The sequence below is a fragment of the Lentzea sp. NPDC036955 genome (genome assembly GCF_055608005.1).
This window is the reverse complement of sequence record NZ_JBVJRC010000007.1, coordinates 350,623-376,428: the sequence shown is the minus strand read 5'-3', so window position 1 is coordinate 376,428 and position 25,806 is coordinate 350,623. Positions and strand designations below refer to the sequence as shown.

The 25,806-nt window shown below is 72.4% G+C and carries 24 protein-coding genes and 1 riboswitch; of the genes, 17 read left to right on the top strand and 7 right to left on the bottom strand.

Annotated features, from left to right (window positions below; genetic code table 11):
• Positions 1–78 precede the first annotated feature (78 nt).
• The 12 genes from ACZ7CF_RS25475 to cobA all read left to right on the top strand — a co-directional run bounded on the left by ACZ7CF_RS25475 (position 79) and on the right by cobA (position 13,871).
• Positions 79–1,038 carry a threonine aldolase family protein gene (locus ACZ7CF_RS25475; RefSeq protein WP_470370745.1) on the top strand — a complete coding sequence of 320 codons (960 nt, stop codon included), beginning with the start codon at positions 79–81 and terminating at the stop codon, positions 1,036–1,038.
• Positions 1,035–2,150, top strand: coding sequence for a hypothetical protein (locus ACZ7CF_RS25470; protein WP_360390809.1), 1,116 nt, complete (start codon positions 1,035–1,037; stop codon positions 2,148–2,150). The genes ACZ7CF_RS25475 and ACZ7CF_RS25470 overlap by 4 nt, the downstream gene beginning before the upstream one ends.
• A 59-nt stretch (positions 2,151–2,209) precedes the next feature.
• A riboswitch (cobalamin riboswitch) is annotated at positions 2,210–2,277 on the top strand.
• Positions 2,278–2,336: 59 nt separating this feature from the next.
• Positions 2,337–4,262 (top strand): putative cobaltochelatase, encoded by a 1,926-nt coding sequence (locus tag ACZ7CF_RS25465; RefSeq protein WP_470370744.1) that lies wholly within the window; start codon positions 2,337–2,339, stop codon positions 4,260–4,262.
• Positions 4,263–4,275: 13 nt separating this feature from the next.
• Complete coding sequence (gene cobO, locus ACZ7CF_RS25460) at positions 4,276–4,890, top strand: cob(I)yrinic acid a,c-diamide adenosyltransferase (protein ID WP_458430652.1); 615 nt, start codon at positions 4,276–4,278, stop codon at positions 4,888–4,890.
• On the top strand, positions 4,887–6,263 hold the full coding sequence (locus ACZ7CF_RS25455) for a cobyrinate a,c-diamide synthase (protein WP_360390800.1): 1,377 nt from the start codon (positions 4,887–4,889) through the stop codon (positions 6,261–6,263). The genes cobO and ACZ7CF_RS25455 overlap by 4 nt, the downstream gene beginning before the upstream one ends.
• Positions 6,264–6,292: 29 nt before the next feature.
• The gene (locus ACZ7CF_RS25450; RefSeq protein ID WP_470370743.1) at positions 6,293–7,339 is read left to right on the top strand and encodes a cobalt-precorrin-4/precorrin-4 C(11)-methyltransferase; all 1,047 of its coding nucleotides are present in this window, start codon (positions 6,293–6,295) and stop codon (positions 7,337–7,339) included.
• Positions 7,339–8,166, top strand: a complete 828-nt coding sequence (locus tag ACZ7CF_RS25445) for a hypothetical protein (protein ID WP_470370742.1) — start codon at positions 7,339–7,341, stop codon at positions 8,164–8,166. The genes ACZ7CF_RS25450 and ACZ7CF_RS25445 overlap by 1 nt, the downstream gene beginning before the upstream one ends.
• 43 nt (positions 8,167–8,209) lie before the next feature.
• Positions 8,210–9,466 carry a cobalamin biosynthesis protein gene (locus ACZ7CF_RS25440; RefSeq protein WP_470370741.1) on the top strand — a complete coding sequence of 419 codons (1,257 nt, stop codon included), beginning with the start codon at positions 8,210–8,212 and terminating at the stop codon, positions 9,464–9,466.
• Between the two features lie 100 nt (positions 9,467–9,566).
• On the top strand, positions 9,567–10,937 hold the full coding sequence (locus tag ACZ7CF_RS25435) for a M36 family metallopeptidase (protein ID WP_470370740.1): 1,371 nt from the start codon (positions 9,567–9,569) through the stop codon (positions 10,935–10,937).
• A gap of 124 nt (positions 10,938–11,061) precedes the next feature.
• Positions 11,062–11,838 carry a S1 family peptidase gene (locus ACZ7CF_RS25430; RefSeq protein WP_360390788.1) on the top strand — a complete coding sequence of 259 codons (777 nt, stop codon included), beginning with the start codon at positions 11,062–11,064 and terminating at the stop codon, positions 11,836–11,838.
• A gap of 65 nt (positions 11,839–11,903) precedes the next feature.
• Positions 11,904–12,617 carry a PIG-L deacetylase family protein gene (locus tag ACZ7CF_RS25425; protein ID WP_470370739.1) on the top strand — a complete coding sequence of 238 codons (714 nt, stop codon included), beginning with the start codon at positions 11,904–11,906 and terminating at the stop codon, positions 12,615–12,617.
• Positions 12,618–12,668: 51 nt separating this feature from the next.
• A complete protein-coding gene (gene cobA / locus ACZ7CF_RS25420) occupies positions 12,669–13,871 on the top strand; it encodes a uroporphyrinogen-III C-methyltransferase (protein WP_470370738.1) in 1,203 nt (400 codons plus the stop codon).
• Between the two features lie 838 nt (positions 13,872–14,709).
• On the opposite strand, the gene ACZ7CF_RS25415 is transcribed toward cobA, so the two are convergent.
• The 4 genes from ACZ7CF_RS25415 to ACZ7CF_RS25400 all read right to left on the bottom strand — a co-directional run bounded on the left by ACZ7CF_RS25415 (position 14,710) and on the right by ACZ7CF_RS25400 (position 19,305).
• Positions 14,710–16,251, bottom strand: coding sequence for a DEAD/DEAH box helicase (locus ACZ7CF_RS25415; protein ID WP_458430664.1), 1,542 nt, complete (start codon positions 16,249–16,251; stop codon positions 14,710–14,712).
• Between the two features lie 223 nt (positions 16,252–16,474).
• The gene (locus ACZ7CF_RS25410) at positions 16,475–17,443 is read right to left on the bottom strand and encodes a serine protein kinase RIO (protein WP_470370849.1); all 969 of its coding nucleotides are present in this window, start codon (positions 17,441–17,443) and stop codon (positions 16,475–16,477) included.
• Positions 17,444–17,651: 208 nt separating this feature from the next.
• Complete coding sequence (yaaA, locus tag ACZ7CF_RS25405) at positions 17,652–18,380, bottom strand: peroxide stress protein YaaA (RefSeq protein WP_360390780.1); 729 nt, start codon at positions 18,378–18,380, stop codon at positions 17,652–17,654.
• 169 nt (positions 18,381–18,549) lie between these two features.
• A complete protein-coding gene (locus tag ACZ7CF_RS25400; RefSeq protein ID WP_360390778.1) occupies positions 18,550–19,305 on the bottom strand; it encodes an SAM-dependent methyltransferase in 756 nt (251 codons plus the stop codon).
• 86 nt (positions 19,306–19,391) lie between these two features.
• On the opposite strand from ACZ7CF_RS25400, the gene ACZ7CF_RS25395 reads away from it, so the two are divergent.
• Positions 19,392–20,357, top strand: coding sequence for a GNAT family N-acetyltransferase (locus ACZ7CF_RS25395; RefSeq protein ID WP_470370737.1), 966 nt, complete (start codon positions 19,392–19,394; stop codon positions 20,355–20,357).
• A gap of 563 nt (positions 20,358–20,920) precedes the next feature.
• On the opposite strand, the gene ACZ7CF_RS25390 is transcribed toward ACZ7CF_RS25395, so the two are convergent.
• Positions 20,921–21,280 carry a VOC family protein gene (locus ACZ7CF_RS25390; RefSeq protein WP_360390774.1) on the bottom strand — a complete coding sequence of 120 codons (360 nt, stop codon included), beginning with the start codon at positions 21,278–21,280 and terminating at the stop codon, positions 20,921–20,923.
• Between the two features lie 136 nt (positions 21,281–21,416).
• Between ACZ7CF_RS25390 and ACZ7CF_RS25385 the strand changes: the two genes are divergently transcribed.
• Both ACZ7CF_RS25385 and ACZ7CF_RS25380 read left to right on the top strand, forming a co-directional pair.
• A complete protein-coding gene (locus ACZ7CF_RS25385) occupies positions 21,417–23,162 on the top strand; it encodes a proline--tRNA ligase (RefSeq protein ID WP_360390772.1) in 1,746 nt (581 codons plus the stop codon).
• Positions 23,163–23,277: 115 nt separating this feature from the next.
• Positions 23,278–23,625, top strand: coding sequence for an antibiotic biosynthesis monooxygenase family protein (locus ACZ7CF_RS25380; protein WP_360390769.1), 348 nt, complete (start codon positions 23,278–23,280; stop codon positions 23,623–23,625).
• A gap of 3 nt (positions 23,626–23,628) precedes the next feature.
• Here ACZ7CF_RS25380 and ACZ7CF_RS25375 read toward each other — a convergent pair whose 3' ends face one another.
• The gene (locus ACZ7CF_RS25375; RefSeq protein WP_458430670.1) at positions 23,629–24,627 is read right to left on the bottom strand and encodes a DUF8017 domain-containing protein; all 999 of its coding nucleotides are present in this window, start codon (positions 24,625–24,627) and stop codon (positions 23,629–23,631) included.
• Between the two features lie 120 nt (positions 24,628–24,747).
• Between ACZ7CF_RS25375 and ACZ7CF_RS25370 the strand changes: the two genes are divergently transcribed.
• A complete protein-coding gene (locus tag ACZ7CF_RS25370) occupies positions 24,748–25,035 on the top strand; it encodes a hypothetical protein (protein ID WP_470370736.1) in 288 nt (95 codons plus the stop codon).
• Positions 24,972–25,502: a hypothetical protein gene (locus ACZ7CF_RS25365; RefSeq protein ID WP_470370735.1), complete on the top strand. Its 531-nt coding sequence runs from the start codon at positions 24,972–24,974 to the stop codon at positions 25,500–25,502. The genes ACZ7CF_RS25370 and ACZ7CF_RS25365 overlap by 64 nt, the downstream gene beginning before the upstream one ends.
• Here ACZ7CF_RS25365 and ACZ7CF_RS25360 read toward each other — a convergent pair.
• Positions 25,398–25,805, bottom strand: coding sequence for a YjbQ family protein (locus ACZ7CF_RS25360; protein ID WP_360390757.1), 408 nt, complete (start codon positions 25,803–25,805; stop codon positions 25,398–25,400). The two genes, ACZ7CF_RS25365 and ACZ7CF_RS25360, sit on opposite strands and share 105 nt — an antisense overlap.
• Between the last annotated feature and the right edge of the window lies 1 nt (position 25,806).

Here is a 25,806-nt window from a genome sequence, read left to right as displayed (position 1 = left end):
TGGTGCTCGGTGAACAGCTGCGGGACGGGGACATCCCGCTCGCGGAGTCGCTCGCGGCCGGTGTTTGATGCCGGGGTGATGAACCGCCAGCTCTCGGGAGTCCGCAAGAAGACGCTGCTGGAGTCGCTCGGCCCGGTGCCGGACGCCGCCCCGGACCGCTACGGCGACGGCGGCCCGGTCGAGGAGCTGGAGACGCGGGTCGCCCGGCTGCTGGGCACCGAGGCGGCGCTGTTCGTGCCGACCGGGACGATGGCGCAGCAGATCGCGTTGCGCTGCTGGGCCGACCGCACGCACAACCCGATCGTCGCGATGCACCCGCAGGCCCACCCGCTGCACCACGAGGACGACGCGCTGACCGCGCTGTCCGGCCTGCGCCCGGTCCGCGTGGCGAACGACGAGGTGGCGGCGTGCCCGGAACCGTTCGGCACGCTGCTGGTCGAGGTGCCCGACCGCGAAGCCGGGTTCGTGCTGCCCACCTGGGACGAGCTCGTGGCGATCGTGGACGCCGCCCGCGAGCGGGACGCGGTGGTGCACCTCGACGGCGCGCGGCTGTGGGAGGCCGTGCACGGGCTGGGCAAGCCGCTGGACGAGGTCGCCGGCCTCTTCGACTCGGTCTACGTGTCGTTCTACAAGTCGCTGGAGGGCATCTCCGGCGCGGCGCTCGCCGGGTCCGCCGACTTCGTGGAGCAGGCGCGGGTGTGGCGGCACCGGTACGGCGGGATGCTGTTCCAGCAGTGGCCGGCGGCGCTGTCGGCGTTGCACGGCCTCGACACCGTGCTGCCGCGGCTGGGCCGCTACGTCGAGCACGCCAAGGTCGTGGCGGCGGCGATGGACCTGCCGGAACCGGACACGCACCAGTTCGCGCTGCACCTGCCGGGTGATCCGGCGCGGCTGACCGAGCTGAGCGGGAAGTTCCTCGGCCGGTTCTGGCGGTCGGGGCAGCTGGCGAAGACCGAGGTCACCGTCGCCGAGCCGGCGCTGGAGTGGACGGCGGACGAGGTCAGGGAGGCGTGGCGGCAGTTCCGCGGGTCGCTGTGAGCCGTCCGCTCCTGCTGTGGGGGCTCGTCGCGGCCGGCAGCCGGTTGCCGGTGGCGATGGCGCCGCTCGCGCTGGTGTTCCTGGGACGGTCGACCTCCGGCGGTTACGCGCTCGGCGCAGGGGCGGCGGCGCTGTACGTGGTCGGCGAGATCGCCGGGTCGGCGGTGCTCGGCGCGCGGCTCGGCCGGTCGCGCGGGCAGCTGCCGGCGGGGATGGTCGTCGGTGCGCTGGCGTTCGCGGTGCTGCCGTTCGTCGACGGGCCGGTGCTGCTCGCGGTCGTGTTCGTGGCAGGCGCGGCACCCGCCGCGGCTCCGGGTGGCACCCGCGCGATCCTCACCTCGCTGGTGCCCGAGTCGCGGGCGGCGCGGGCGCTGAGCGGCGAGGCCGTGTTGTCGCAGGTCGTCTGGGCGGCGGCACCCGCGCTGGTGGTGTTCCTCGCGCTGCAGGTCCACCCCGGTGTGCCGCTGGTGCTCGCGGCGGCGTTCTTCCTGGTCGGCGCGCTGGGGCTGCGCTGGCTGCCCGCCCCGGAACCGGTCACCGCGCCGATCAGCCGGTCGCTGTGGCGGGCCTGGCCGATCTACCTCACCGGCACCGCCTCGAACGCGGTGTTCGCGGCCACCGAGCTGATGCTGCCGGCGTTGCTGGAGCAGCGCGGGATCGCGGTGGGCTGGGCCGGGCCGTTGCTCGCCTGGTTCGCGCTGGCCTGCGCCGGGGGCGCGGTGCTGTACGGGCTGCGCACGTGGCCGGGCTCGCTGCGGGTGCAGTGCCTGGTGCTGCTGGTGGCCATGTCCGGGTCGATCGCGCTGGTGGCCGTGTTGCCGGGGGTGGCGGGCATCGCCGCCGGGTTGCTGGTGGCCGGCCTGTTCCAGTCCGGTGCGATGGTGTCGCGCAGCCTGGCCCTGCGCGAACGCCTGCCGTCCTACGCGCACGCACCCGCCTACTCGGTGATGTACGCCGCGGCCGGGGTGGGGTACAGCGCGTCGGCGGGCATCTCGGCGGTGGCGATGGAGGCGTTCAGCGCTTCCGCGGCGGTCCTCGTCGGCGTCGGTATCACGCTGGTGGTCGTCGTGGTGAGCGCGGTGGGGGAGCGCCCTGTCGTGAAGGCCACCTGACCGCGGGGTTGGTCCTGCCGGTGCGAGGTGCGACGATCTCGGGGCTGTGAGGGGAGCGCGAGGAAGCCGGTGCGAATCCGGCGCCGTCCCGCGACTGTGACCGACGCGCGTCGGGAGTCAGGAACTCGTCCCCCTCTTACCCGACCGGACCCGGGCGTGGACACCCGAGGAAGGACTCGCTGGAGCATGTTCCCGTTTTCGGCCGTCGTCGGACACGACGACCTCCGGCTCGCCCTGTTGCTGAACGCGGTGCACCCCGGCATCGGCGGCGTGCTCGTGCGCGGCGAGAAGGGGACCGCGAAGTCGACCGTCGTGCGGGCCCTCGCCGCCCTGCTGCCCGAGCTCGACGTGTCGCGCGACTGCCGGTTCGGCTGCGTGCCCGGCAGCACGGACTGCCCGGACGCACCGCACGTCGGGAGCGAGCGCAGGCCCGCCCGGCTGGTCGAGCTGCCCGTGGGCGCCACCGAGGACCGCCTGATCGGCTCGCTCGACCTGGAGAAGGCGCTGACCGAGGGCGTGCGGGCGTTCCAGCCCGGCCTGCTCGCGGCGGCGCACCGGGGCGTGCTCTACGTCGACGAGGTCAACCTGCTGCACGACCACCTGGTCGACCTGCTGCTCGACGCGGCGGCGATGGGGCGGGCGCACGTGGAGCGCGAGGGCGTCTCGGTGGCGCACCCGTCGCAGTTCCTGCTGGTGGGCACGATGAACCCGGAGGAGGGCGAGCTGCGTCCGCAGCTGCTCGACCGGTTCGGGCTCACGGTGTCGGTGAAGGCCGCGCGGGACGTGGCCGTGCGCACCGAGGTGATCCGGCGCCGGCTCGCCTACGAGGCCGACCCGGAGACGTTCGCCGGTCGCTGGGCCGACGAGGACGCCCGGCTCAAGCAGCAGATCACCAACGCCCGCGCCGCCCTGAAAACCGTGTCCCTCCCCGACGGCGAGCTGCGCCGGATCGCCGCCGTCTGCGCGGCGTTCGAGGTGGACGGCATGCGCGCGGACCTCGTGGTCGCCCGCACCGCCACCGCCCACGCGGCCTGGCGCGGTGCCGCCGAGGTCGAGGAGACCGACGTCGAGGTCGCCGTGCGGCTCGCGCTGCCGCACCGGCGCCGGCGCGACCCGTTCGACGAGCCGGGCATCGAGGAGCAGCAGCTCGAGGACGCCATGCGGCAGGCGGCCGAGCACGCCCGAGAGCCAGAGGACCAGGAACCCGATCCCACCGACGGCCCCGACGACAACGGCCCCGGCGGCGGCGAGCTGCCCGAACCGCAGGACGGCCCCAAGGGGAACGGGAACGCGCAGGGCGACCGGCCCGCACCCGAGCCGTCGCCCGCGTTCAAGGCCCGGCTGCTGGAGGTGCCCGGCGTCGGCGAAGGCGCTCCTGGCAAGCGGTCGCGGGCACGCGCGCGCACCGGCCGGGTCGTGCGTTCCTCCACAGTGGACGGAAGCGGGCTGCACCTCGTCGACACCCTCGCCACCGCGGCACCGCACCAGCACGACCGCGGGCGCACCGGTGCCGGCCTCAAGCTGGTGCCGGGCGACCTGCGCAAGGCCGTCCGCGAGGGCAAGGAGTCGAACCTCGTCCTGTTCGTCGTGGACGCCTCGGGTTCGATGGCCGCGCAGAAGCGGATGTCGGCGGTCAGCGGCGCGGTGATCTCGTTGCTGCGCGACGCCTACCAGCGCCGCGACAAGGTCGGCGTGGTGACGTTCCGCGGCAACCAGGCCGAGGTGGCGCTGCCGCCGACCACCTCGGTCGACGCCGCCGCGACGCGTCTCAAGAAGATGCGCACCGGCGGCCGCACCCCGCTCGCGGACGGACTGCTGAAGGCGCACAAGCTTCTTGAGATCGAACGGCTGCGCGACCCCCGCAAGCGCCCGCTCGTGGTGCTGCTGACCGACGGCCGCGCCACGTCGTCCGGTCTCGGCGGCGACCCCACGAAGGACGCGCTCAAGGCCGCCGCGCTGCTCGAACAGACCGCTGTCGTCGTCGTGGACTGCGAACAGGGCCACATCAGGCTCGGGCTCGCGGCCAAGGTCGCCGACGCCCTGCGGGGCACCTGCGTCCGCCTCGACCAGCTCAGCGCCGACCACCTCGCCGGCGTCGTCCGCGCCGCCTAGGGAGGAGACCCCAGTGCCACAGGGACAACCCACCGCGGTGCCGCAGGACGGCCTCACCACGCGACAGCGGCGCAACCGGCCGTTGCTGATGGTGCACACCGGTGAGATGAAGGGGAAGTCGACGGCGGCGTTCGGCCTGGCGTTGCGCGGCTGGAACCAGGGCTGGGACATCGGCGTGTTCCAGTTCGTGAAGTCCGCCAAGTGGAAGGTCGGCGAGGAGAACGCGTTCAAGGCGCTCGGCCGGCTGCACGACGAGACCGGCGAAGGCGGCGCGGTCGAGTGGCACAAGATGGGCGAGGGCTGGTCGTGGTCCCGCAAGCAGGGCACCGAGGAGGACCACTCCGCCGCCGCGCTGGAGGGCTGGCAGGAGATCCGCCGCCGGCTGGAGACCGAACGCCACGGCCTCTACGTGCTCGACGAGTTCACCTACCCGCTGCACTGGGGCTGGATCGACGTCGACGAGGTGGTGGAGGTGCTGGTCAACCGGCCGGGCCACCAGCACGTCGTGATCACCGGCCGGTACGCGCCGCAGCAGCTGGTGGACGCCGCCGACCTGGTGACCGAGATGACCAAGGTCAAGCACCCGATGGACGCGGGGCAGAAGGGCCAGCGGGGGATCGAGTGGTGAACCGGCTGGTCGTCGCCGCACCCGCGTCGGGCAGTGGCAAGACCACGGTGGCGACGGGCCTGATGGCCGCACTGCGCAGGGCCGGGTCGCGGGTCGCGCCGTTCAAGGTGGGACCCGACTACATCGACCCCGGCTACCACGGGCTCGCGACCGGGCGGCCCGGCCGCAACCTCGACCCCGTGCTGGTCGGCGAGCACCGCATCGCCGGCCTGTTCGCGCACGGGTCGAGGGGCTGCGACCTCGCCGTGGTCGAGGGCGTGATGGGCCTGTTCGACGGCCGCGTCGACACCGCGGGCATCGGCTCGACCGCGCACGTGGCCAAGCTGATCGGCGCGCCCGTGCTGTTCGTGGTCGACGCGCGGGGGCAGAGCCGGTCGCTCGCGGCGCTGCTGCACGGCTTCCGCGGCTACGACCCGACCGTGCGGCTCGGCGGCGTGATCCTCAACCAGGTCGGGTCGGAGCGCCACGAGCAGGTGCTGCGGTCGGCGTGCGACGAGGTCGGCCTGGACGTGCTCGGCGTGCTGCCGCGCGACGCGCAGTTCTCGTTGCCCTCACGGCACTTGGGGCTCGTGACGGCGGCCGAGCACGGCAGCGAGGCGGTCTCCGCGGTCGACGCGATCGCCGCCGCGGTGGCCAAGCACGTCGACCTGGACGCGGTGCGCGCGCTGGCGTCATCGGTGCCGGCGATGGCCGTGGCACCGTGGGAACCGCAGGTCGAGGCCGTCCGCGGGGAACCGGTGATCGCGGTGGCCGGCGGGGCGGCGTTCACGTTCGGCTACGCGGAGCACGCCGAGGTGCTGGCGGCGGCCGGTGCCGCTGTCGCCGTCGTCGACCCATTGCGCGACGACCGGTTGCCCGAGGGCACCGCCGGTCTGGTGCTGCCGGGTGGTTTTCCCGAGCAGCACGCGGAGGCGTTGTCGGCCAACGCGCCGCTGCGCGAGGCGGTCGCGCGGTTCGCCCGCTCGGGCGCGCCGGTGCACGCCGAGTGCGGCGGGCTGCTGTACCTCGCGCGCTCGCTCGACGGGCACGAGATGTGCGGCGTGCTCGACGCGGAGGGCTTCATGACGCCGAAGCTGACCCTGGGCTACCGCGACGCCGTCGCGGCCACCGGCTCGTCGCTGCACCCGCCGGGCGGTCGCGTGACCGGCCACGAGTTCCACCGCACCCAGCTGTCCACACCGCACTCGCTGCCGCCCGCGTGGCACTGGCGCGGCGTCGAGAACCGGCCGGTGGCCGAGGGGTTCGTCGTCGGCGGTGTGCACGCCTCGTACCTGCACACGCACCCGGCCGGCGACCCGGAGGCGGTGGCCAGGTTCGTGCGGGCCTGCCACCCGTTCGTGGCGGGTTCGGCAGGCGGTACGGTCTTCGCCTAAGCCTTTCGTCCAACCCCTGTGGAGCTGTCGTGACGACGACCGGTCGGGTTTCCTTCGTCGGCGCCGGTCCGGGTGCCGCCGACCTCATCACCCTCCGCGGCGCGCGCCGCATCGCCGAGGCCGACGTCGTCGTCTGGGCTCCCAGTGCGGTCGAGGCCGAGTGCGTCCGCGAGCACGCGCGCGAGGGTGCCGACCTGGTCGACTTCTCCCGCGTCACCGCGGAGGAGATCACCGACCTGTACCGCCGTGCCGCCGCCGCGCGGCTGAAGGTCGTGCGGCTGCACGCGGGCGACGCCGCGACCGGTGGCGGAGTGCAGGAGCAGCACGACCTGTGCCAGCGCCTCGGCCTGGAGGTCGAGGTCGTGCCGGGCGTGTCGGTCGTCGCCGCCGCTGCCGCGCGGATCGGCCGCGAGATCACGCTGACCGAGGCCTCCTCCGCTGTGTTCCTCGCGCCGGAGGGCAGCGAGGGCGTCCGCGAGTTCGCCGCACTGCAGACCACGATGGCGGCCACGGTCTCCGGTGCGCGCACCGGCCAGTTCGTGGAGCAGCTGCTGGAGGGCGGCTACACCGCCGAGACGCCGGTCGTCGTCGCGTACAAGGTGAGCCAGGCCGACGAGCTGGTCGTGCACACCACGGTCGGCGAGCTGGAGGCGGTGGTGAAGCAGCACAAGCTGTACCGCCCGACGCTCTTCCTGGTCGGCGCCGCGGTGAAGGCCGCACCGGCCCGCCGCCAGTCCGCGACCGCGGCCGCCGCCGACGAACCGGCCCGCACCGCCCGCCCGACCCGCTGGTCGCGCAGGGCCGCCTCGCGCATCGCGACGCGTGCGGACGAGCCGGTGCCCGCTCCCGCCGTCCCGGTCGCCCCCGCGACCTCCGCCGAGCCGAACCCGGCCTGGAACGCGGTGGAGGAGCTCCAGCAGTCCGTGCGCAAGCAGGCTGAGGAGTCCTCGCAGAAGCCCAAGCCGAAGCTGACCGTGGTCGCTGCCGCGACGCCGAAGCCGCCGACGGTGCAGGCCTCGACCTCGAACCCGCCCAAGCGCCGGTCCACCGCCCGCAAGCCCAAGCGCGCCAACTGATGTCAGCCCTCGTCGAGGAGCTGCGGGAAGCGGCGGGCCGGCCCGGCGTCGAGGTCGTGGACGCCGCCGACGGCCTGCGGCCCGCGCTGAACCTGTGCCGCGCCCGGTCCGCCGTCATCGTGAAGGTGGCGGCCGGCGCCGGTCCGGCCGAGATCGGTGCGGGACTGGCCGGCTGGCGGCGCACGCTCGTGGTCGCCGACGTCGGTGAGCTGTCCACAGTGGACCCGAAGGATGCGGTCACCCGGCGCTGGATCGCACCGGAGGCCGTGCTGTGCCTGGCGGACACCGAGTTCCTGCGCGGCACCGGGTGGGCGCTGCCCGAGGACGCGTTCTCCACCAGGACGCAGGTGCTGGGCGCCGAGGTCCGCGCGTTCGTGCTGGCCGTGCTCGCGCCCAGGCCCGGTGTGCTGGTGTGGGACGTGCTCGCGGGCTCCGGCGCGGTCGGCGTGGAGTGCGCACGGCTCGGTGCCGCGGTCGTGGCGGTGGAACCGGACCCGGTGGAGTGCGTGCGGATCATCGCGAACGCCTCCGCGCACGGCGTGGACGTGCGCGTGGAGGAGGCCGGGCTGGACACGACGGCGTTACCGCGCCCGGAGGCGGTGTTCGTCGGCCGCGGGTCGCTGCCCGAGGTGAGGGCGTGCGCGGCGGTGAACGCGCGGCGCGTGGTCGTGGTCGCCGAGCGGGTGGACGAGGTCGTGCCGACGCGGGACGCGTTGCGGGCGGCCGGGTACGAGGTGGAGGGCGTGCAGCTGACCGCCTCCCGCCTGCTCGACTCCGGCTTCGGCGCCGCGGCGCCGGTGACCGTGGTGTGGGGAACCAAGAAGTGATGTCGTGGGTGGGCGGCGGTGTCGTGGTGCGGGGAGTCCGGCCGTGATCGGTGTGTTCGCGGGGACGGCCCAGCGCGGTGACGCGGCCGACCTCGCCGGGGTGCTGGGCTCGGACGCCGTGGTGCCGGACGGGCCGATCCGGCCCGCTGTGCACCGGCTGTGGGACCGGCTCGACGCGCTCGTGCTGTTCCTCGACGCGGGAACCGCTGTCCGGTTGATCGCGCCCCTGTTGCGGGACAAGCGGACCGACCCCGCGGTGGTGTGCGTGGACGCCGGGTTCGCGGTGGCGCTCGCCGGTGCCGCGGACGACCTGGCGTGGCGCGTCGCGGACGCGTTGAACCGCACCGCCGTCGTCACGACCGGCCCGTCGATCGACTCGGTGCTGGACGAGCTCGTCGAGCAGCTCGACGCCACGGCCGACGGCGACGTCGCCGCGTGCGCGGCGGCCATCGAGTCGGGCGAGAAGGTGGTGCTGCGCAACCCGTTGAGCTTCCCGCTGCCCGCGCTGTCGGCGAACGTGGTGTCGGCCGGCGAGGACGCCGCGTGGGTGATCGTCATCGACGACCGCGCCGCCGCGCCGAAGGACAACGTGCTGCGGATCGTGCCGCGCACGCTCGTCGTGGGCGTGGGGTCGGCGCGGGGTGCGTCGGCCACGAGCGTGGGTGCCGCGCTGGCCGAGCTGGACGCGCAGGGCGGCCTGGACCTGCGCGCCATCAAGGCGTTCGCGACGGTCGACGTCAAGGCGGACGAGCCCGGCATCGTGGACGCGGTGGAGGACTGGGGTTTCTGGCACGGCGACACGGCCGACCTGATCACGTTCAGCGCCGAGGAGCTCAACGCGGTCGGCGTGCCGAACCCGAGCTCGGTGGTGCGCAACTCGCTGGGCACCGCGAGCGTGGCGGAGGCGGCGGCGCTGTGCGGCGCACGGCAGGTCGCGCACGGCGCACCGGTCGAGCTCGCAGCGGAGAAGTTCAAGCGGGACAACGTGACCGTGGCCGCGGCACGGGTGCTGCCGCGCGGCCGGCTCGCGCTCGTCGGCCTCGGTCCCGGCGGCGCCGAGCAGCGCACGCCGCGTGCGGAGGCGGAAATCCGGCGGGCCGCGGTCGTCGTGGGCACGCCTGAGGCCGTGCACGCGGTGGCCGCTCTGCTGCGGCCGGGCACCCAGACGCGTGCCGATGGTGCGCCGGAGCTCGCGGAGGGTGGCGCTGCGGTCGCGCACGTCGCGTTCGGAACTGGACCAACGCTGGACAATCCGGTCGAAGCCGACGTGGTTGTTGTTCCCGGAGTGTGGGAACGGTAGCGTTTTTCCTTCTTTCGTAGGGTCTACCCAGAAGATTTGCGGATTAGCGTCGCCATGCACACGGCCCACCCTGCCGGGCCCGGATGCACTGGAGAGCGACATGAGAGCCCGTCGTCTCGTCGCGGTCGCCTGCACAGCAGGTGTCGCCCTGTCCATGCTCACGATCAACGCCGCCGCCGCTGCCCCGAAGGACGGCCTGCGCCTGCTCGCCGTGCGCGACTCGCTGACCGCCACGCACACCTGGTACGAGCAGACCTTCGACGGCAAACCGGTGCTGGGCGCCTACTACGTCGAGCACGTCGACAAGGCGACCGGCGCGAAGACCGTGGACGACGGCCGCATCGCCGTGGGTGCCGTCGACCTCACGCCCGCCGTCACCGCCGAGGACGCGCGGACGAGGTCCGCCGGTGTGCCCGAGGCGGCGAAGCTGACCGTCCTGCCGGGGACGGGCCTGGTCTACGAGGTGATCTCGGACAACGGCAAGGGGTCCGAGCGCACGCTGGTGCACGCGGAGACCGGCGCGGTCGTGCGGACCGAGAGCCTGGTCAAGCACGCGGACGGCACCGGCAAGGTGTTCAGCCCGAACCCCGTCTCCGCGCTGCAGAACCAGAACCTGACCGACGCCGACGACGCGGACTCCGCCGTGCCCGCCGCGGCCTACCGGTCGGTGACGCTGTCCCACCTGGACGGTTCCGGCTACCTCAGGGGCAAGTACGCGACGCTGACCGGGCCGAAGAGCAAGCTGGCCTACAGCAAGGCGAACAAGTTCGAGTACACGCGCGCCAACGACCTCTTCGAGCAGGTCAACGCGTACTGGGGCGTGACCGAGGCGCAGAAGTACATCCAGGGCCTCGGGTTCACGAACGTCAACAACGAGGCGCAGAAGATCACCACGATCGGCCTCACCGAGGACAACTCGTTCTACGACCCGTCGAAGGACCAGATCACGTTCGGCACCGGCGGTGTGGACGACGCCGAGGACGTCGAGGTGGTGTGGCACGAGCTCGGCCACGCGATCCAGGACGCCCAGGTGCCCGGCTTCGGTTCCACCACGGAGGCGGGCTCGATCGGTGAGGGCTTCGGCGACTGGTGGGCGTTGATCATGTCCTCGCGCGACGCGAAGGACACGGCCACGACGCCGCTCGCGTGCATCATGGACTGGGACGCCACGGCGTACACGACCGAGACGCCGCATTGCCTGCGCCGCACCGACACCGAGCTGAAGTACGCCGACCGCAAGGGCGAGGTCCACTTCGACGGCCAGATCTGGTCGCGGGCGCTGTTCGACGTCTACAAGGCGTTCGGCCGCGACAAGGCGGCGAAGATCGTGCTGGAGGGCCAGTTCTCCTACGCCCCCTCGACGACGTTCGCGGCCGCTGCCAAGGCGACGGTCGCCGCGGCGAAGAAGCTCTACGGCGACAAGGACGCCGCCACCGTCCAGGCCGCGTTCACCGCGCGCGGCATCGCGTGAGTCAACTGTGAAGCCGGACATGTCCGACTAGTGGCGGTTGTGCCACTTCGATCCCGGGCGTGACGCTGTGTGTGCCGCCGCTGGACACCCTGCACACACAGCGTCATCGGGAAGGACTGGCAACATGGCGAAAACCCTGCGTCGCCTGATCTTGTCTGTCGTGGTCTCCGCTCTCGCGAGCATCTTCTTCACGGCTCCCGCAGCCAACGCCGACGACGTCTCGCCGATGATCGTCGGTGGTACGCGCGCCAGCACGGCGACCTACCCGTGGGTCGTCTACCTCGCTTCCACCACCGGTTCGCAGTTCTGCGGCGGAACCCTGGTGAAGGCCAACAAGGTCGTCACCGCCGCCCACTGCGTCGCCGGCCGCTCGGCCTCCAGCACCCGCGTGGTGCACGGCCGTGACGACAAGCAGAGCACCGCGGGCACCGTCGCGAACGTGACCCGCATCTGGTCGCACCCGAGCTACACCACCGCGACCGCCGGCTACGACGTGGCCGTGCTGACGCTGGACCGCAACATCAGCTCGGCGACCCTGCCGCTCGCCACGCCGTCCGACACCGCGCTGTACGCCGCGGGCAACTCCGCGCTGATCCTCGGCTGGGGCACCACGTCCTCCGGTGGCTCGGCGTCGCGCTACCTGCTGCAGGCGAACGTGCCGCTGACGTCCGACTCGACCTGCAAGACCGCCTACTCGCAGTACAGCAACACCTCCATGGTGTGCGCGGGCTTCCCGCAGGGCGGCGTCGACACCTGCCAGGGCGACTCCGGTGGCCCGCTGGTCTACGGCGGCAAGCTCATCGGTGCCACGTCCTGGGGCCGCGGCTGCGCCGGCGCCGGCTACCCCGGCGTGTACGCGCGGATCGCGCCGTACAACTCGGTGATCACCGCTCAGCTGTAAGCACTTCGCCACCGCGCACCCCGCGTCCACAGTGGACCCGGGGTGCGCGGTCGTATGCTGCCCGGATGACGGATCTGGAAGCAATGCCGGAGGACTGGGCGAGCGCGCTGGTCGTCGTCGCCCACCCCGATGACATGGAGTACGGCGGTGCGGGCGCCATCGCGCGGTGGACCGCCCAGGGCAAGAAGGTCGCGTACCTGCTCGCGTGCCGCGGTGAGGCGGGCATCGACTCGCTCTCACCGCAGGAGTGCGCGCCGTTGCGGGTCGAGGAGCAGATCGCGTCCTGCGCGGCCGTCGGCGTGACCGAGGTCGAGTTCCTCGACCACGCGGACGGCATGATCGAGTACGGGCTGCCGCTGCGGCGCGACATCGCGGCCGCGATCCGCCGGCACCGGCCGGAGTTCGTGATCACCGGTAACTTCCGCGAAACGTGGCCGAGCGGAAACCTCAACATGGCCGACCACATCGCGGTCGGCCGGGCCGCCGTCGACGCCGTGCGCGACGCGGGCAACCGGTGGGTGTTCCGGGATCTGGACATCGAGCCGTGGAACGGTGTCCGGTACGTGGCGGCGGCATCCTCGCCGATTGCCACGCACGCCGTGGACATCACCGGCTCGTTCGACGCTTCCGTGGAGTCCTTGCGCGCCCACAAGGCGTATCTCGATGCGCTGAGCGGGGACATGGCCGAGCCGGAACCGTTCCTGCGCGGCATGGCGGAGGCCGTCGGCCAGCGGTTCGGCGGCGTCCTGGCGACGTCTTTCGAGCTGTTGCGCCTGTGACCATGTTCCCTTCGGCTGGACACGGCCGGTCTCGTGTGGATGCTTCTACGCATGCCCGTTGAACAGCACTACCTGGTTGGCCTCGATCTCCGGGGCCGGCGCGTCCTCGTGGTCGGCGGAGGCACCGTCGCCCAGCGGCGCCTGCCCCGCCTGATCGCCTCCGGCGCCGTCGTCGAGCTCGTCTCGCCCGTCGTGACCCCCGCCGTGCAGGGCATGGTCGACGCGGGGGAGCTGACGTGGCACGAGCGGCTGTTCGAGCCGGGAGACGTCGAAGGCGCCTGGTACGTGCTGGCGTGCACGTCGGACATCGAGGTGAACGCCCAGATCGGCGAAGAGGCGCTCGCACAGCGCGTGTTCTGCGTGCGCGCGGACATCGCCGTGGAGGGCACGGCGGTCACACCGGCCGTGGGCTCGCACGACGGCATGGTGCTCGGCGTGCTCGCCGGCGGTGAGCACCGCCGTTCGGCAGCGGTGCGCGACGGCGTCGTGGCGGCGTTGCGCGACGGCCGGATCGCCGACCAGTCCACCCCGCCGGTCGGCGTCGCCCTGGTCGGCGGCGGCCCCGGCGACCCCGAGCTGATCACGGTGCAGGGCAAGCGCTTGCTGGCCCAGGCGGACGTGGTGGTCGCGGACCGCCTCGCCCCCCGCGAACTGCTGGAGGAACTGCCCTCGCACGTCGAGGTCGTGGACGCGGCCAAAATCCCCTACGGTCGCGCGGCGACGCAGGACTTCATCAACCAGACGCTCGTCGACCGCGCCAAGGAGGGCAAGTTCGTCGTCCGCCTGAAGGGCGGCGACCCGTACGTCTTCGGCCGCGGCTTCGAGGAGCTGCTCGCGTGCGCCGAGGCCGGCATCCCGGTGACCGTGGTACCCGGCGTGACCTCGGCGTTCGGTGTGCCCGCGTTGGCCGGTGTACCCGTGACGCACCGAGGGGTGGCACACGAGGTAGTCGTCGTCTCCGGTCACGTGGCACCGGACGACCCGCGCTCCCTCGTCGACTGGCCCGCCATCGCACGGCTGCAGGGCACAGTCGTGCTGATGATGGCCGTCGAACGCGCGGGTGCGTTCGCCACGGCGCTGATGGAAGGCCGCCCCGGCAGCACGCCCGTCGCCGTCGTGCAGGAGGGCAGCACCTCCGCACAGCGCGTGTACCGGTCCACTCTGGAAACCTTGGGCGCGGACGTCGTGACCTGGGGAGTGCGCCCGCCGGCGATCATCGTGGTCGGCCCGGTGGCCGGCATCGCGCCCGCCTAGCCGAGTTCTCGCTCGACGCCGCTCGACGCCGCTCGACCGGTGGGCCCCGCAGGTCCACCGGTTCCTGCGCCGCCACGACCCACGGCGCCGGTCACTTGAATTCGCTCGCGACCACTCCGCTCACCAGCGCGCCGACCGGCTGAACACGGCTGGGTGGCCAGCGTCTGCGCACTGCTGACCCGGCGGCGCGACCGCGCAGGTCGGGCCTGCGGCCTGGTGACGGCGTAAGTCGGGCCTGCGGCCTGGTGACGGTGCGAGTTGGCCCGCGGCCCGGTGACGGCACAAGTCGGGCCCGCGGCCCAGCGACCGCGTGAGGCGGATCTGCGGGCCGGTGACGGCGCGAGCCAGGCTCGCAGCCCGGTGACCGCGCGAGTCGGGCCCGCAGCTCAGCGACCGCGCGAGCCAGGCTCGCAACCCAGTGACGGCGTAAGTCGGACCCGCAGCCCAGTGACGGCGCGAGTCGAGCCCGCGGCCCGGTGACGGCGCAAGCCGGGTCCCGCGAGTCAAAATCCGGCGCAGGGCAGGGCCCCGCCCTCCCTGGGGGCAGACCACCCACCTCCACTCAACCTAACCAAGATCCGGCCGTGTCAACCCACCGCTCGGCGATCTGTGGACAACTCGGCGCGCGACGAGGGCCGCCTTCCCGACCGGAGAGGCGGCCCTCGTCGAACCAACAGGTCGGCAGGGCGGACACGAACGACTGCCCGTCAACGCCAAGAACAGCCCTCCGACTGGAGCTGCGGTGCCACGTCCGCGGCAGCCAGCCCAGGCGAGCTGACCGCCGACGACGAAGGCCGCCTCCCCAACGCGGGGAAGCGGCCCTCATCAGATCAGTCGATCAGTGCTGCGGCGCCCGGCGCGGGCGCCCGGTGGTGCTGCCGCCGCGGCGGGGACCGCCGCCTTCACCGGCTGGGCGGCGCGGGGCGCTGCGGAACTCGCCGCCCTCGGAGCGGCGACCGGAGCCGCCGCGGAACTCGCCGCGGCCACCGGCCGCGGGGGCGCCGAAGCGACGGCCGCTGCCGCCGGAGCGGCGGGCGGGCTTCTCGCGTTCGACGACCGGCTCGCCGCTCGGGAGGCGGGCACCGGTGATGCGGATCAGGTCCTCGTCACCGGGGCGGACCTTCGTGCTCTCCGGGCGGATGCCCGCGCGAGCGGCCATGCCCTGGACGGCGCGGCGCTGGTCGTGGGTGACCAGCGTGACGACCGTGCCGGACTGGCCGGCGCGCGCGGTGCGGCCCGCGCGGTGCAGGTAGTCCTTCGGGTCGGCCGGCGGGTCGACGTGCACGACGAGCGAGACGTCGTCCACGTGGATGCCGCGGGCGGCCACGTCCGTCGCGATCAGGACCGGCGTGGTGCCCTCGCGGAACTCGCCGAGCACGCGGGTGCGGGCGCTCTGGGCCTTGCCGCCGTGCAGCGCGCCGGCGTGGACGCCGACCGAGCGCAGCTTCTTGGCCAGGCGGTCGACGTGGTGCTTGGTGCGCACGAACATGATCGTGCGGCCCTCGCGCGCGGCCACCTCGGTCACCACGTTCTGCTTGTCCTCGGCGGACACGAACAGCAGGTGGTGGTCCATCGTCGTGACGCTCGCGGTGGCCGGGGCCACCGAGTGCGTCACCGGGTTGTGCAGGTACTGGCGGACCAGCTTGTCCACGTCGCCGTCGAGCGTCGCGGAGAACAGCAGGCGCTGGCCGTCCTGCGGGGTCAGGTCCATGATCGCGCGGACCTGGGGCATGAAGCCCATGTCGGCCATCTGGTCGGCCTCGTCCAGCGCGGTGATCTCGACCTGGGACAGGTCGCAGGTCCCCTGGCGGACGTGGTCGGACAGCCGGCCCGGCGTGGCGATCAGCAGGTCGACGCCGCGGCGCAGGTGGTCGATCTGGCGCGGGAACGACGTGCCGCCGACGACCACGCGGCACCACATGTTGAGCGCGCGGGCGTGCGGCATGAGCGCCGTCTCCACCTGCATCGCGAGCTCGCGGGTCGGGACGAGGATCAGCCCACGCGGCTTGTGCGGCGTGGAGCGGCCGCCCGCGAGGCGGGTCAGCATGGCGAGGCCGAACGCCAGCGTCTTGCCGGAGCCCGTCTGGCCACGGCCGAGGATGTCCCGGCCCGACATCGCGTCGGGCAGGGTGGCGGCCTGGATGGGGAACGGTGCGGTGATGTCGTTGGCGACGAGCGACTTGATCAGCGCGTCAGCCAGGCCGAGCTCGGCGAACGAGGGCAGCGGGCCTTCCGGCAGCGTGCTCTCGAAGTGCTCGGCGACGATCGGTTCCTCGACCCGCTGCTGCGGGCGTGAGGAGTTGCCCTGGCGACCCGAGCGGCGCCGCGGTGACCTGCGGCTCTGTGCGCGCTCGGAACGGCCTTCGGACATTGATGGCAAAACAAACCTCCGAGACATGGCACGTCTCAAGGCTGCCCCGCGCTTGTCGCGGTGCCAGTTCACAAGGACGAGCCCGGCGTGGTGTTCACGCCTGAATGAGTAGGTGGACGCACCGGTCAACGGCGGTCAAGCCTGCATCGGTGCTCTTACAGTCTAGCTGATCAGTGCGAGTGACCGGCGCGCCCGGCAGTGTCGTTGGACACGGCCGGGCGCGCAAGGTGAGTCACCCCATACCCGCCACGTCCAGCAGCGTCGCCACCAGCGCGGACGGCTCACCGATCTCCGGTGGCAGGCCGCGCGCGGCGAACCAGCCGCAGATGTTGCGGACGTCGCGGTCGAGGAACTCCACGCCGCGGGGGTTCGCGACCAGGTCCACCACCTGCGGCAGGTCGATCATGATCAACCGGCCGTCGTGGACCATCAGGTTGAACGCGGACAGGTCGCCGTGCGTCAGGCCCGCCTCCGCGAGCGTCATCAGCGTCGCGACCAGCTGCCGCCACAGGTCGAGCAGCTCGTCCTCGTCCGGGCGCGCCTGGGCGAGCCGCGGCGCGGCGTTGCCCTCGGCGTCCCCGATGAACTCCAGCAGCAGCTCGGTACCGCTGCGCTGCACCGGGTACGGCACGGGCGCGCCGATCTGCCACAGCTGGGTGAGCGCGGCGAACTCCGCGACCGCCCACTGCTCCGCGATCAGGTTGCGCCCGAACGCGGTGCGGTTCTGGATCGCCCGCATCTCGCGGGACTTCTTCATCCGGCGACCCTCCAGATATCCCGCGTCGCGGTGGAACATCCGGTGGTCGTTGCTGCGGTAGCGCTTGGCGGCGAGCAGGCTCGACCGCTCGCCGATCGCGCGTTCCAGCAGGAAGACGTCCGCCTCCTTGCCGGTCTTCACGATGCCGAGCTCGCGGTCCACCGCGGCCAGCTCGGTGATGAGCCAGCTCGGGTGCGGCTTCGGGCCCTGCTCGGCGTCGCCCCACGTGGACCAGCGGTCGCCGTCCTCGGGGGTGTCGGCCGTGCTGAGCTGGTCCTCGCGCACTCGCGCGACGCGCACCTTCTCGGCCTCGGTCATGCGGCCGTGACGGGTGGGCTCCGCGTCGTCGCCGCGCTTGGTGGTGCGCTTTCCCTTGCGCCGCATGGTGTCGTCGGCGCCTTCGAAAGCAGACTCGTAACGTTCGTAGAGATCGTGCTCGCGCACGGTGGGGTCTCCCAAGAGCTGAAGGTGACCGCCCCACTGGCGCTCTGCGATCAAACGGTGCTGATCAGGCGCGAAGGGCGGCTGGACGGGTCGCGAGTGCGGTGCCGCGCCCAAAGACAGGCTCTGACATGTCGCACCTCCTCGATCCAGCTCCGTTGTCACGCTTCGGGGAAGAGTCTGCCGTGCGGGCCCGGTGCCCGCAACCGAATTACGCCGTGATCAGGTCGGCCGTCTTCTCGCCCGTCGGCACCATGGTCAACCCGGCCTTCCGCGCGAGCTTGACCAGGCCTTTCAGGTCCGCCGGCTCCGCGCTGGACTTCGCGATGGCGCGCGCGAGCAGCCCCTTGTGCGCCTTGTTGAAGTGGCTGACGACCTTGCCTTCGCTCGTGACCACCCGGACGACGACGGCGTGCGGGATCTTCGCGAGGCTGGAGTACGCGCCGGAACGGAGGTCGACGACGAACTCGTCCGCCTCCCTCAGCACCGGCTCCAGCGAGGGCTTCCACAGCGTGCGCAGGCTGCCGTGGTCGGGCAGGGCGCTGCCGCCGGACAACCGGTACGCGGGCACCGGGTCACCGCCGCGCACCGCCCCGAACAGCGCGGACGCGACCGCGAGCCGCTGGTAGGCGCGTTCCCTCTCGGCCTTGCGGAGCGAGGGGAAGTCGAGGTTGTCGTAGAGCACGCCGGTGTAGCGCAGCAGTGCGGGCGTGGTTCCCGACGTGCGCAGGGACGCGTTGCGGTGCACCTCGTCGACCTGCCGCTCGGAGATGTCGAGCGCCTTGAGGCTCGCCGGGACGTCCGCCGCGAGATCAGCCAGCGCGGACACCAGCTTGTCGCGCACCGGGTTGAGCTCGGGGAACGACAGCGCGTCGAGGTCGAGCGGCGCGCCGTCGCCGCCGATCGCCTTGGTCTCCGACGGGGGAAGCAGCACCAGCACGGTTCGCAAGCCTAGGCCAACGCCGTGGAACCGCCGGACCTGCGTGGCGCCTCCGGACGGCGTGGACGGTCGGCCCGTCGGGACGCGGCCGACCTGGTCACGGTGCGTGCGGCGCGGCTTCGAGCCGGTCCGGGCGAGTGCGGCGCGGCTTCGTCGGCCCGCCGGCCGCCTAGGGTGCCTGCAGCGTCAGGTAGGCGAGGCCGAGCACGCCCCGCCAGCCGTGCAGCCGGTAGGTGCGCTGCCGGTCGGCCCTGGCCCTGACCTCCTCGGCGTGCGGGGAGTCCGGGTTGGCGCGCAACCAGCGTTCCCAGGCCAGTCCGTGGCCGTTCTCGAAGACGTCCCACTCGTCGAGGCTCGCCTGCTCCGCCGCGAGCAGCCGGTAACCGTGGCCGAGCGCGTGGTCGACCAGCCCGGCCAGCGAGCGGTACTGGTCGCGCGGAACCGGCATGGCGGCGAGCTGCGCGCTCGTCGGTTCCCGCTCCCAGAAACCCTCGCCCAGCAACAACCTCCCGCCGGGGCGCAGCAGCCCCTTGGCCGCGACGAGCGCGTTCTCGGTGTGCTGCAACGGGTCTCCGCCCCACACCTGGGTGGCGCCGTTGACGATCACGGCGTCGGCCGGGCGGTCCGGCTGCCACCGGGCCACGTCCGCGACGTGCAGGCTCACCCGCCCGGACAGCCCGCGCCGTTCGGCGTTGGCGCGGCCGTGCGCGATGTCGTCCTCCTTGAGGTCGACACCGGTGCCGGTGGCGGTGGGCGCGGCCTCGAGCGTGCGCAGCAGGAGCTCCGCCCACCCGCACCCGAGGTCGAGCACGTGCCCGCCGTCGAGCGGCAGCAGCGAGTCGACCAGGCGCGCGGCCCTGTCCGCGGACAGCGGTCCGTGGAACGTGACGTCGTCGTACAGCGGCGTGATCTCTGGAGTCGTCATCGTCGGGCAGCATGGCCCCGCACGCGCTGCCGGGCAACGCGTTATTCAGTTGTTGCGGGCATCACCTCCGCGTAGCTTCGACCGTCGTGGAACTCGTGTGGCGCGCGCTCACCACCGCGGACATCCCCGCGGTCACCGCGCTGTGCACGGCAGCGGAAGCCGCCGACGACACCGGCGAACTGCTGTCCGAAGAGGACTTCGCCCAGTCGTTCGCCAAGGCGGACCTGCCGACGGCCTCGCTCGCCGTGCTGGCCGGCTCCGAGCTCGTCGCCTACGGCCTGCTCGAGCCGCGCGCGAAGCCCGCTGACGTCCACCGCCTGCGGATCGACGGGATGGTCCACCCGTCGTTCCGCCGCCGTGGCATCGGCCGGGAGCTGTTGCCGCGCATGGTGTCCATGGCACGGACGCTGCACCTGGCCACCCACCCGGCCGTACCGCTGGTGGCGACCACGATGGTTGAGAGCCGCTCGGCCGGCCACGTCGCACTGTGCGCGTCGCTCGGCTTCACCGCGGACCGCCACTTCCACGAGATGGAGGTGGCACTGGGCGAGTCACTCGCCCAGCTCCCGGTCCCGCCGGGCTACTCGGTCGTCCCGTTCACCCCCGACCGCTCCGAAGAGACCCGTCGGGTCGTGAACACGACCTTCGCCGAGCACTGGGGCTCGACCGAGCGCACCCCGCAGGAGTGGGCGGCGTCCTTCACGGACAGCAAGAGGTTCGTGCCGGACACCTCCTTCCTCGCACTGGACAACGGTTCCGGTGCGGTCGTCGGTTTCGTGCTGGCCCGCCACTACCCGGCCGTCGAGGAGCAGACCGGCGTCCGCGAACTCTGGATCGGCGACGTCGGAACCCTCAGCGCGCACCGCGGGCGTGGCCTGGCGTCGGCGTTGCTGAGCTGGACGTTGACTCAGGCGCGGACGCAGGGGTACCAGCGGGCGGGGCTGTCGGTCGACACGGCCAACTCGACCGGGGCGCTCGGCGTGTACGAGCGGGCCGGGTTCCGGGTGGCGCGGACGTGGGTCGACTACGGCGTGCCGGTCGAGCTCGTCTGACGAACGAGGTCGGGCGGGACGGGCTGGGCTGAGCGGGACGGGCTGGGCTGAGCGGGCTGGGCTGAGCGGGACGGGCCGGGCTGGACGGCCTGGTCGGACGGATCAGGCTCGGCTTGTCGGACCGGGTGAGCAGGGCTGGGCGCGGGTGGGCCGGTCGTCGGCTTGGGCGCGGCAGGGCTGCTGGGCGGGTCCGGATCGGGTGGAGTGCGGGACCGGGCCGGGCAGGGTTGCGCGGGTGGGCCGGGTGTCGGCTTGGGCGCGCAGGGCTGCTGGGCTGCTGGGCGGGTCCGGATCGGCTGGAGCGGGGGACCAGGGCGGGCAGGGCTGCGCGGGTGAGCCGGGTACTGGCTTGGACGCGGCAGGGCTGCCTGGGCGGGACACGACCGGTTCGGACCTGGGCGTTCGGCGTGTGAACGCACGGGTCCGGGGTGGTGCGCGGCCGGCTCGACCCCGGAGCGCTCGGCGTGCACGAGCGCAGCGGGTTCGAGGTGACGCTGGCCGGAACGGCTCCAGACCCGGACTAGCTCCACAGCCCGGGCCGGGCGCCGAGACGTCCGTGGCGCCTACAGCTCCTCGCCGGGCTGGCCGACGCAGAACTGGTTGCCGTCCGGGTCCGTCAGCACCGACCAGACGAGGCCGGGGACGCTGTGCACCCCGATCTCGGTGGCGCCGAGGGAGACCAGACGCGCGACCTCGGCCAGGCGGTCGGGGACGTGGGAGTCGAGGTGGACGCGGTTCTTGCCCGGCGTGACGTCCGGCACCTGCTGGAGGGCGAGTGCGGGGGCGCCCTCCGCGGTCGGGGCGAGGACGATGAACTCGCCCCAGTCGTTCTGCACCGCGGTGCCCAGGGCGGCGGTCCAGAAGTCGGCGAGCTTGCGCGCGTCGCCGGTGTCGATCGTGATCATGGCGATGGTCAGGGACATGGCAGGGACGCTACTCAGCGGGTCTGACAGTTTCGGGTTCGTGCAGCTCAGGACCCGTGGGAAGCACCGCGTGCACGTTCGTGCGCGCACCAACCAGTAGGCTGCTCCAACAGCCCGTGAACGAGGAGTACCCACCGTGATCACCAGGATGTCGTCGTTGTTCCTGCGCACCCTTCGCGAGGATCCGGCGGACGCCGAAGTGCCCAGCCACAAGCTGCTGGTGCGCGCAGGCTACGTCCGCCGCGTCGCGCCGGGCGGGTACTCCTGGCTGCCGCTGGGGCTCAAGGTCCTGCGCAACATCGAGGCCGTCGTCCGCGAGGAGATGGACGCCTTCGGAGCGCAGGAGATCCAGTTCCCCGCGCTGCTGCCCAAGGAGCCCTACGAGGCGACGAACCGGTGGGAGGAGTACGGCCCCAACCTGTTCCGGCTCAAGGACCGCAAGGGCGCCGACTTCCTGCTCGGCCCCACGCACGAGGAGCTGTTCACGCTCACCGTGAAGGGCGAGTACAGCTCGTACAAGGACTACCCGGTCACGCTGTACCAGATCCAGACGAAGTACCGGGACGAGGCGCGGCCCCGTGCGGGCATCCTGCGCGGGCGCGAGTTCCTGATGAAGGACTCGTACTCGTTCGACCTCACCGACGAGGGCCTCACCCAGTCCTACCGCGACCACCGCGACGCCTACATCCGCATCTTCGACCGGCTGGGCCTGGAGTACGTGATCGTCTCCGCCACGTCCGGTGCGATGGGCGGCTCGGCGTCGGAGGAGTTCCTCGCGGTCGCCGAGACGGGTGAGGACACCTTCGTCAAGTCCACCGAGTCGGGGTACGCGGCCAACGTCGAGGCCGTGCGGACGCCCGTGCCCCCCGCGCAGCCGGTCGAGGACAAGCCCGCCGCGCAGGTGCACCACACGCCGAACACGCCCACCATCGACAGCCTGGTGGACTTCCTCAACGCCAGCACCGACCGCAAGTTCACCGCGGCGGACACGTTGAAGAACGTTCTCATCAAGACCCGCCAGCCGGGCACGAAGGAGTGGGAGCTGCTCGCCGTCGCCGTCCCCGGTGACCGCGAGGTCGACTTCAAGCGCCTCGAGGCCGCGCTGGAGCCCGCCGAGGTCGCGATGCTGGAGGAGGGCGACTTCGCGAAGAACGCCTTCCTGGTCAAGGGGTACATCGGACCGAAGGCGCTGCAGGACAACGGCGTGCGCTACCTCGCCGACCCCCGCGTCGTCACCGGCACCGCCTGGGTGACGGGTGCGGACAAGGCCGACCACCACGTCGTCGACCTGGTCGCGGGCCGCGACTTCACCCCCGACGGCGTCATCGACGTCGCCGAGGTCCGCGAGGGCGACCCGTCGCCCGACGGCAAGGGCGTGCTGGTCGCCGCGCGCGGCATCGAGATCGGCCACATCTTCCAGCTGGGCCGCAAGTACGCCGACGCGTTCTCGCTGGACGCGCTGGGCCCGGACTCGAAGCCCGTCCGCATCACCATGGGTTCGTACGGCGTCGGCGTCTCGCGCCTGGTCGCGGCGATCGCCGAGCAGTCGCACGACGACCGCGGCCTGATCTGGCCCCGCAACGTTGCGCCCGCCGACGTGCACGTCGTCATCGCCGGCAAGGACGAGGCGCTGACCGCGGCCGGCGAGGACTTCGCGCGGCAGCTCGACGCCAAGGGCGTGAAGGTGCTCCTGGACGACCGCAAGGCGAGCCCCGGCGTGAAGTTCGCCGACGCCGAGCTGATCGGCATCCCGACGATCCTCGTGATCGGCCGCGGCCTGCAGAACGGGGTCGTCGAGGTCAAGGACCGCCGCTCCGGCGAGCGCGTCGAGGTGCCGGTGGCCGAGGCCGTCGACCACCTCGTGGCCGTCGTCAGGGGCTAGTCGGACGACTGGACGCCGGGTCTGCGCGGGAACACCGCGCGGCCCGGCGTTCCCGCGTTCTGGACGTCGCGAAAAGTTGGTGGATCGCAGGGTGTCCCCGCCCTACGGTGACGCCATGAGCGATCAGCCGCCGGTCCCGGTGCAGGCCTTCGAACCGCCCTACTACGTGGCGGTCTTCACCACCGTGCGCACGCAGGAGCAGAGCGGCTACCGCGACACGAACGCGCGCATGGAGGAACTGGTCAGGGAGGTTCCCGGGTTCCTCGGCATCGACCACGCGCAGAACCCCGGCGGGCTGGGCATCACCGTCGGCTACTTCCGCGACGCCGAAGCGCTCGCGCAGTGGCGGACCAACGCCGAACACCGCGCGGCACAGCAACGCGGACGGGACGACTGGTACCAGAGCTACACGCTGCACGTCGCGAAGGTGGAGCGCAGCCACGGGTTCACGCGCGAGCAGTAGGGGTCAGGTGTTCGGCTGCAGCGAGTCGATCATCTTCTGCAGGTCGGTCTCCTTGAGCAGCGGTGGCTTGTCGCCGCCACCCCCGCCTTCGAGGTCGCCGTTCACCACCAGCGCGTGCAGCTTGCCGGTGCCGTTGAGCAGCAGGACCTTGACCATGCCCTTGGACGCCAGGCACTTGTTCGCGGTCTGCGTGACCGTGGCGTCGACCTGCACGCCCTCGACGACGATCTTCTTGCCGTCCTTCTGGGTGTGCTGGATCTTCACGGGCTTGGGCTCGGTCAGCGCGACCTGAGGGGCGCCGCCCGACGAGTAGTACTGGGTGGCGACGGCCTTGGTGAAGTTCGTGGCGACCGCGTTGATGTCGCCCTTGTCCAGCAACGCGCCGCCGTTGGTGCCCTTGGTGTAGGAGCGTTCCTCGCACTTGTAGTCGCCGTACGAGGTCACGCTGGACAGCGCAACGCCCTCGAAGCCCTCGACCGGGACCCGGTCGTCGACCTGGGTCCAGTCCTTCGGCACCTGGTAGGTGTAGCCGAGCGTGGTCTGGACGCACTGCCAGCTCTCGTCCTTGCACGTGCCGGCGCCGTTGGGCTGCTGGGACGTGGTCGGTGGGGTCGACGACGCCGAGGCCGACGTCGTCGGCTGCGCGCCGGAGTCGCCGGACTTGTTCATGAGCAGGTACGTCGTGACACCGCCGCCCACCAGCAGCACGAGGACGACCGCGCTGAGCACCACCCACAACGTTGTTTTGCTCTTCTTCGGCGGTTGCTGGTCGAACCCGCCCCCGCCGTAGACGCCCAGGCCGCCGTACCCGCTGTTGTAGCCCTGGTGCTGCTGCGGGAAGCCACCGGTCTGCGGGTAGCCGACCGGCTGCGCGTGGCCCTCCTGCTGGGGGTAGGCGCCGCTGCCCTGGTAGCCACCGGTCGGGTAGTCGCCCTGCTGCTGACCCCAACCGGGCTGCTCGTTCCAGCCGCCCTGCCCGCCGCCGCCACCTGGGTAAGTCACGGGGAAACCGTACCTCGTGACCCCGACAGCCCTTAATTCATCAAGCGTTGACTTCCAGATCGTGACCGGCGTACCGTCGCGGCCATCGAATTCAACACATGATGAACTATGGAGGTCGCGATGCGCACCGCGCTGGTCACCGCCGCCGAGGCGCGGGCGCTGCTGGCCGGCCGGGAGGTCTACGGCGTCCTGGAGATCACGCCCGGCCAGGCCGTGGTCCGGCTCGACCCCGCGGTCAACCCGTCCGGCACGCAGGTCGCGCAGCAGGTGCTGACCGGGGTGGCCCAGGGCGCCGGACTGCCGGTGCGGGTCGAGGCACCCGCCGTCTCCTGTGGATCGGCGGGATGGTCGCCGGGGTGCTGTTCGTGCTGCTCAGGGGCACCCGGTTCCGGCTCCTGTCCGCGGTGACCGCCGCCGTGCTCACCGTCGGGTCCGTGACCGGTCTGCTCGCGTGGTGGGGCGTGGGCCTCACCGGTGGCGCGCTGGCGTTCCTCTTCGCCGTCGCCGGTGCGTTCGCGCTGCTGCAGGCCGGGTTGTTCAAGCACCTCGGCATCCGCGCGATGGGCGTCCTCGGCGTGCTCTACCTGATGGCGCCCGCGGTGGCCGGCCAGGTGCCGGAGCTGCTGAACTCCGTCTACCGGGTGGCGCTGTGGTCGTGGACGCCGTTCCGGTTCGCCACCGAGGGCCTGCGGGCGGTGCGGCACGACGGCTCGGCGGGCACGGCGTGGTGGGTGTTCGCCGGGATCGCGCTGGCCGGGCTGGTGCTGGTGCTAGCCGGCCAGGAAGCTCAGCCGGACCGTCCGGACGGGGTTGTCGACGTTGGTGTCGACCAGGCAGACCGACTGCCAGGTGCCGAGCGCCAGCACGCCGCCTAGGACCGGGATCGTCGCGTAGGGCGGCACCAGCGCGGGCAGCACGTGGTCACGGCCGTGGCCCGGGGTGCCGTGCCGGTGCCGCCACCTCACGTCGCGGGGCAGGACGTGCTCCAGCGCCGTCAGCAGGTCGTCGTCGCTGCCCGCGCCCGTCTCGATGATCGCGACGCCGGCGGTGGCGTGCGGCACCCACACGTGCAGCAGGCCGTCGCCGTTCTCCTCCTGGAGGAACCGCTCGCACTCGCGGGTGAGGTCGTGCACGACCTCCTCGGCACCGGTGCGGACCTGGATCTCCTCGCTGCGCATG